The organism is Rhizobacter sp., assembly GCA_021153565.1.
Taxonomy (GTDB): Bacteria; Pseudomonadota; Gammaproteobacteria; order Burkholderiales; family Burkholderiaceae_C; genus Albitalea.
The window spans coordinates 1-6,620 of record JAJKJU010000370.1; the positions used below are offsets into that span (position 1 = coordinate 1).

Annotated in this window: 7 protein-coding genes and 1 pseudogene; 2 read left to right on the top strand and 6 right to left on the bottom strand. The window is 59.3% G+C overall.

The genetic code is table 11. The annotated features are described in order from the left end of the window. Positions 1 to 606: alanyl-tRNA editing protein (locus tag AC30NL_RS22750; protein WP_489466260.1), on the bottom strand; the 606-nt coding region annotated here is incomplete at its 3' end. Positions 607 to 682: 76 nt separating this feature from the next. After that, positions 683 to 1,576 carry a hypothetical protein gene (locus AC30NL_RS22755; RefSeq protein WP_489466261.1) on the bottom strand — a complete coding sequence of 298 codons (894 nt, stop codon included), beginning with the start codon at positions 1,574 to 1,576 and terminating at the stop codon, positions 683 to 685. A 603-nt stretch (positions 1,577 to 2,179) separates the two neighbouring features. Here AC30NL_RS22755 and AC30NL_RS22760 point away from each other — a divergent pair. Further along, entirely contained in the window at positions 2,180 to 2,842 is a 663-nt protein-coding gene (locus AC30NL_RS22760) for a LysE family translocator (RefSeq protein ID WP_489466262.1), read from the top strand. A gap of 321 nt (positions 2,843 to 3,163) precedes the next feature. Here the strand turns inward: AC30NL_RS22760 and AC30NL_RS22765 are convergent. The 4 genes and pseudogenes from AC30NL_RS22765 to AC30NL_RS22780 all read right to left on the bottom strand — a co-directional run. Beyond that, positions 3,164 to 3,679: pseudogene (locus AC30NL_RS22765) on the bottom strand (PLP-dependent transferase); the annotation flags it as partial. A 60-nt stretch (positions 3,680 to 3,739) separates the two neighbouring features. Further along, positions 3,740 to 4,276, bottom strand: a complete 537-nt coding sequence (locus AC30NL_RS22770) for a sulfurtransferase (RefSeq protein ID WP_489466263.1) — start codon at positions 4,274 to 4,276, stop codon at positions 3,740 to 3,742. Further along, a complete protein-coding gene (locus AC30NL_RS22775; protein ID WP_489466264.1) occupies positions 4,276 to 4,581 on the bottom strand; it encodes a rhodanese-like domain-containing protein in 306 nt (101 codons plus the stop codon). The genes AC30NL_RS22770 and AC30NL_RS22775 overlap by 1 nt, the downstream gene beginning before the upstream one ends. A gap of 94 nt (positions 4,582 to 4,675) precedes the next feature. Continuing rightward, on the bottom strand, positions 4,676 to 5,950 hold the full coding sequence (locus AC30NL_RS22780) for a radical SAM protein (RefSeq protein ID WP_489466265.1): 1,275 nt from the start codon (positions 5,948 to 5,950) through the stop codon (positions 4,676 to 4,678). A gap of 306 nt (positions 5,951 to 6,256) precedes the next feature. Between AC30NL_RS22780 and AC30NL_RS22785 the strand changes: the two genes are divergently transcribed. Next, positions 6,257 to 6,535 (top strand): hypothetical protein, encoded by a 279-nt coding sequence (locus tag AC30NL_RS22785; protein ID WP_489466266.1) that lies wholly within the window; start codon positions 6,257 to 6,259, stop codon positions 6,533 to 6,535. Positions 6,536 to 6,620 lie beyond the last annotated feature (85 nt).

A 6,620-nucleotide genomic window follows, 5' to 3' on the forward strand; every position in this document is an offset into this window, starting at 1 on the left:
ATAAGTGGAGATCGGAATATTCATTTGGAGGTACTCGGACATCTTTTCCAAGACATTGGCAGTGAAGCTATGCGGCAAGACGACCGCCTCGTCATACCTGTTTACACCTGCGCCGTCGGTCAGGTCGGAAGAAGAAGGGTAAGGCAGGGGTCTTTCGAGGACTTTCTCGGTGAAGAAGTGGAGCAGGTGCGCGATACTATGGAGTCGCATTTGTCGCAACCTAAAGTCCCAGTTGATGCGCATAGTAATTTCGGAGCCTACCAGGCTCTGCAAGGCGGTCCTCCCGACTGCCTTGACGGAGTCCTGATCAAGAACGTGAAGAACGCAATCGCCCGACTTTCGCGTGTCTACAACGCCAATGGATGGCGCAGTACCGCCACCCGCGTCTGAATGGTCGGCCACGGACAAGGAACCGCGGTCCCCCTTCTGTCCGCCGCCTTGGGGGTAAAAGATAGTGTTACTGAGCACGGCACAACATCCGAAGCGCTCGTCCTCGACAAAGTTATCAACGTATGCTGCGGCGCTAGTTTGATATGAATCATCGTGAAAATCGAGGCGTGTCGGAATGTCCAAAACCTGCCCGTGGGCGGATAAAATTATCGACATAAGTAAGCTCTTAGAGGGCAGCGAGAAAATCTCGCTGCGTACTGTTGGATGTAACTGACGGCTGAGTTGAACTAAACTAGGCGAAGCGGCCGAGAGGGGCCAACGGCCCGCGCCACGCAAAGAAGCAGGAAGCCGTGTGCCTGACGCCGATCAAGATTTCGCGCACTTCATGGACTCGATGGGCGTCGAAGACGATCAGTTCCCCGCGCTCGGGTTTGATAATAACGGGATCCTTCGACAACGGCTCTCGGCTAATTTCGTAAAGTGACGTAGATAGCCGGGCTTGAGTCCACTCGTCTCGATTCAATCGATCGCCATAGAGGACGAGTTCACCACCCAGAACTGCCACACTGTGGTACTCCAGGAACGAGAACAATGCCAGATGCGTAGCAGCCGCCGCGTTGTTCGGCCAATCCCAGTCCGTCCGATCAAGATGAGGGCCGGCGCGGGAACCGCAGCGAAACTCACGAATAATGCCCATGCACGGTTCGGAGCCAGGGCGCAACTGTTCGGGCATGACCCCGCCGGGATGCGTCTCGCTCAAGATGCCTGCTACTAGATCAGGGCCAAATCCGTAGGGCCGCATGAGCCTGCGAGGTGTTCCGTTCCACTTCTTGGCGCGCGCGAAATACTCATCCGCTCCGGCTTCGTCGCCCTCGAAGTCGTAGACAGCGACGCCTCCCTTCCCAAGCGATCGCTCCTGGGCGTAGGTGTCGTCAATGCATGCGCCGAGCGCTTCGATCGCGCGAGTGCATTCGTCGGCTGTACGCCAACTGGGTACACGAATGGCGCGGATCGTGTCATCAGCCAGCGCTGGCAGGTGTCCTGCGATGTCGCGCGGTTCTGTAAGGGTCAGAACGCGCGGGTCGTGGCCAGATTGACCCGAAAGCAGGTTGGGAGTGTGCGACGGCTCTGGCGGGCGCGGGGTGCGATTCAGAGTTGCGTCGCTGGCAAAGGTGCAGTTGGACAAGATAGAGACTTCCGGAGATTATTTTTAGGCAGATCAGTGGTACGAAACAGATGGATCCTTCAAGGAAGGCGGGCTCCTCCGTCGCAAATCGTGGCCCCGGGCGTTGCGCTGGATCTCGTGGGCAACATGATCCAACCTTCACGGGGCCATAAGCTTGCGAATGAAGGTATCGCGACCTTTGTGAATCACAATCTGAGCTGTTATTCTACTTTACACGTTCTCAGCCGTGGCCCCGCGTCAACCGCATGATCCCTTCCCAGGGATACACTCCCTCCATTTGAGTCCGCACCGTTGACCTCAGTCTGGATCTATCACAGGGCGATTGCATGAGTGATCCGTCCCAACCTGAGCTACGAAGTGGATCTATCAGCGGTCGCCTTCAAATTCATGCACGTTTGCCGGAATGACACTGTCACGCATATACTGCAATCCTACGGCCACGCTTCCATTGAAAGAGTGAAAGGGGTACATTTCAGGACGATCTCATGAAGAAAAATTCACTTTAAAGACCATGACTTATGGAAGTCATTTGCGTAATTATTTGTTATTGAATGAGTCGGCAGAGTGCCCAATCTTTGAGCACTTTGGCGCGTGGGGTATATCTTGCAAAATTTGGCAAATCTAGGTAGTCAATGGTGGCTGGCTTCATATGCGCTAGTCGTATTTTTGGGGGCAATGTCTCCGGGGCCTGATTTCGCGGTGGTAACTCGCAATGCCATTTTGCACGGCAGGGTACCTGGGTTGGCTGCTGCCTCAGGAATTGCTGCAGGACTTGCAGTGAATGTGGCAATCGCCGTTGCTGGCATGGGTACCTTGATTGCAACCTTTCCAACGATCTATCGGGCAGTCACCATTCTTGGGGGGATTTACCTTATATGGTTAGGCTTTACTGCCTTACGCGCAGTTTTGGGGCAGTACGGCGAGCTTGAATTCACGGATGATGATAGGCAAAAAGCTATCGGCGCTCATGAGGTCCTGGCTTTTAGACAGGGGTTTGTCAGCAATCTTTTGAATCCGAAAACTATTGTCTTTTTGGTTACGCTGATGCCACAATTCCTCCCTAGGGATCCGACGCTCTATAATCAAATTTCGGTTGGCTTGGTCACTGTTGTAATGGCTTTTATTTGGTTTGCTATGGTGGCTATTGCAACCTCTCTTTTTCGTGAAACTCTCAAAAAACCAAAGATCAGAAAAGTAATTGATGGTGCGACAGCTTTATTATTAATTGGCATTGGTGTCAAAGTTGCTGTGGCGATAATCCAGTAAGTTGCCTGTAACGAATAAAGTCAAGTGCCACCAGGCAAAGCCGGTGGCTTATATATTCTATTCATTCTGGCCGGACGCGAACGGGTTGCCGAACCGGCCAGTATCGCCAACCGGCCTCGCCCTGCGAGCCTTCGTCCCCACACTGCTCCCGACGCGCACCTTCGGTCACGAAAGTGGGACCCTGTCTTGAAACACGCCGATCCTGCCGACCTGGGCGGGTCCACGACGCGCCGCTGAGCCAGCGCCCTCAATGTCGGGTCGCATCCGGCGTCGGCCGCTTCGCCGGCCTGACCGTCCGGTCATCGGCAATCGCCCCGGGCTTCAGGCACCGGCGCAGGCGCAGGCGTCGAAAGCCTGACGGAGGTCTTCCACCAAGTCCTGCGGGTCTTCGAGCCCGACGTGGAGCCTGAGGACGGGGCCGCGTCCAGACCAGTCGGCCAGGCTGCGTTCTTCGACCATGTTGCAAGGAGTGACCAAGCTTTCGAAGCCACCCCACGATGCGCCGATCCCGAAGAGGCCGAGCGAGTCGATGAACGTCCGCACCTGCCCATCGCCCAGGCCGCGCAGTTCGATGGACAGCAGGCCGTTCGTGCCGCTGCAGTCGCGGCGCCAAAGATCGTGTTGCGGATGCCCCGGCAAGGCCGGACAGAACACGCGGGCGACGTTCTCGTGCCGGGACAGCCATTCCGCCACGACTAGTGCGCCGCGCTCGTGCACATCCAGCCTCGCGGCCAAGGTCCTGATGCCTCTCAGCACCAGGTAAGCGTCGTCCGGACTCACGGTCATGCCGAAGGTCTCGCACATGCCGAACAGCGGCGGCCAGGCATCCTGCGTGGTGATGGGCCGACGACTTCACGATGGACGTCGCGGTGCGCATGGAAGCCGTCTTCCCGGTGGTCATGGCGCGGATCCGGCTGCTATTCGACGGACACCGGAAACCTCCCGGGCGCCCCCCATTCGCACCACGATCCATTCGTAGATCCGCATCCGCTTCCTGCCGATCAGTTCGGCGGCGAGCGCCGGTATGCAGGCGGTCACGCCTGAACCGCAAGAGAAGATCAGGCTCTCCTTGAGCGGCAAACCGCGGAAGATGGCTTCCAGTTCCGCGACCGGGCGCATGTGGCCGTCGCGCAGGACCGTTTCGAACGGCAGGTTCACGGAACCCGGGATGTGCCCGCCGCGCAGCCCGGCACGGGGCTCGGGTGCCGTCCCGGCGAATCGGACCGCCGAACGAGCATCGACGATGGAGAAGTCCTCGGATGCCAGTCGCTGTTGGACGAAATCGGCGTCGCAGAATATCTGCTGCCCGCTTTTGGCGACCGATGTCCCCGTGCCTCGGCGTTGCGCCCCGTGCGCCACCTCGCCGGGCCCGGCCGCGATCCAGGCCGGGAGCCCGCCGTCCAGGACGGCGACCTGCTCGTGCCCCATCGCCATCAACGCGAGGCGCAGCCGGGGGCTCGCGTTGATCCGAAGACGACGATGGTGTCGCCGGGGTCGATGCCCAGCTCGCGCGCATCCTGCGTGAGCTCGTCCGGCGTGCCGAGCATGTGGGGCAACGCGCTCTTCCTGTCGACGAAATACCGGTTCAGATCGACAGGGATGGCACCCGGAATGCAGTCGCCGTTCGGGCCATCGGAAGCCGAGACGGCGACCACCGAGGGCAGAACCGCTTCCAGCAGCAGCAGGTCAGGCCTGCCCAGGTTTTCACGCAACCAGGATTCGGAGACGATCGGTGCCATAGATGTTTCGCTTCATGCAAAGACCCGGACAGCCCGGATTGTCGTGCCTGGCCCCTGGCGGGGCGTCCACGCAACGTGGTCGCCCCGCCAGGGCTCACCGCGTCGACGGTTCGACGGACATCAGGGGGATGGTCTTTCGGTGCTCGAGCGCCTTCTTTGCCTGACGGGTCAGCTCAGGGGGACTTTCGGCCAGGATCTCCCGGGCGAAGCAGCCGTTCTTGTAGACACCCGATATCCGCTTCTGCGTGAACGCTGCGATGGCCGCCGCATCGAATTCGATCTTGTAGTCGTCGCGCCCCGTGGCCGGATCGCACGTCTTGACGATCATGCCCAGATGGGGCGCGAAGGTGTTGACGCATCCCACCACGTCAGCGACCTTCTGGACGCCCTCGCGGTCGAGGCACGCCACCCCGGTCCGCTCCGACGGGATGATGGTAAACAATTGCTGCCCTGCGCGGCACCAGCCGACACTGCTCGGAAATCCCATGACCTTGACGCCAAAGGTGCCGAAATCCTCGCTCAGCGCGAGCTGAAAGTGCAGACCGACGTTGTCGTGGATCCAGCGGGCGTCGCGATAGAAGGCCTCGATCTCCACCCGATCCAGTTCGAGCTCGGGATGGCGACCACCGTGATCCAGGAAGTTGTTGAAGCGGACGGTGGAAACGCCGAGATCGTTGAACAACTCCACGTACCTCAGCAGATGTTCCCGGGTGTGGTTGTGCTTGCCGATGGTGATGCCGATGTTCACCCGCAGCGCCTGCTGGCTACCGGACCTGGCCCGGTTGTAGGCGTTGATCCGGTTCACGACGGTGATGCATTCTTCGCCGTGGAAGACACCGTCGATCGGATACGTCTTTCGCGGCAGCAACTTGCCGCCCGCGTCGAGCACACCGTGGAACGTGATTGAGATCGTCCCGTAGCCGTTCGCGACGGCGAGATCCAGCAGTTCTTCGTGGTTGTCGCCGTTCAGCGGTCGGCCACTGGTCCACGCGTCGCCGAGCTTCATCGTGTCAGTGACGCTCTTCTGCTCCGTTTGCCGGAACTCACGGCTGTGCGCGGCACCGTGCGTCCGCATGAAATCGCCGTTCCCCGCGAAACTGTCGACGTAGCTCGGATAGACGGTGTAGCCCTCCTTGCGTAGCGCATCGGTTATGGCTCGCCCCTCCTCCAGACCGAAGGACTTCTCGAAGACCTTCTCGTAATTCACAAACCAGCAATGGCCGCAATTCTGGCCGCAAGTGTCCTTGCCGACGTTCGTGTCCAGGTCGATGTAAAGAGATATGTCTTCCGGCTTGATCTCGGAAAATGGGGTCGAGAATGGGATGTCGCCGTGGAAATCGTATGCCACGGGAGAATTGACGATGCTCAAGAAATTTCCCTATTTTGTATTATTGATGCCAACGCGATTCGTATCTGGCGTGCAGAGGCGGCCCGAATACCCTGCCTGGCCCCACCCACAAGGGGCACCCATATGCTAAAATCACTTTAGCAAACAACTTTTGAGGAAGCAAGACACATATGGGGGTATGCCATCCAACCCCTGCAGCTGTTGCAAAGCCAACACATTGAAAGCTCCCGTTCAGATTGCCGGATATCATCCGGCGCCGCCGAGCACGCGGGACAGCTCGGGCTTGCGCCGGAAGAAGCGGTTCGCGTGCAATGGGGTGCGCCATGGATGCCTGCCCATGAATTCGATGAGCGGCCGCGTCCGGATGCCGCGCTCTACCGGCTTCTTCCCGGGCGCGATCGTGCAGGCGCAGATGCCGCCGACCGGGCGTCCACTTGGGCGCAGAAGCACGGTTGGGAAACGGGTGTCGCGGAGATGGCGCTGGGCGGCGCGCTGCTCGCCTGGGGTGTCGAGAGCGGCGCGATCGAACTCGGGCAGCAACTGGTGGCATCGCTTTTCGACGACGGGGTCATGGAGGGCGTGCTCGGCGGGGTTCTGTCGCAATAAGGACGTCGTGGCAAGCGAAGCCCGGCACCACATTTGAGATCAGAAGGCGAGAGAGTAGAACTGGTCAGCAGCAGACAAGGCTGTG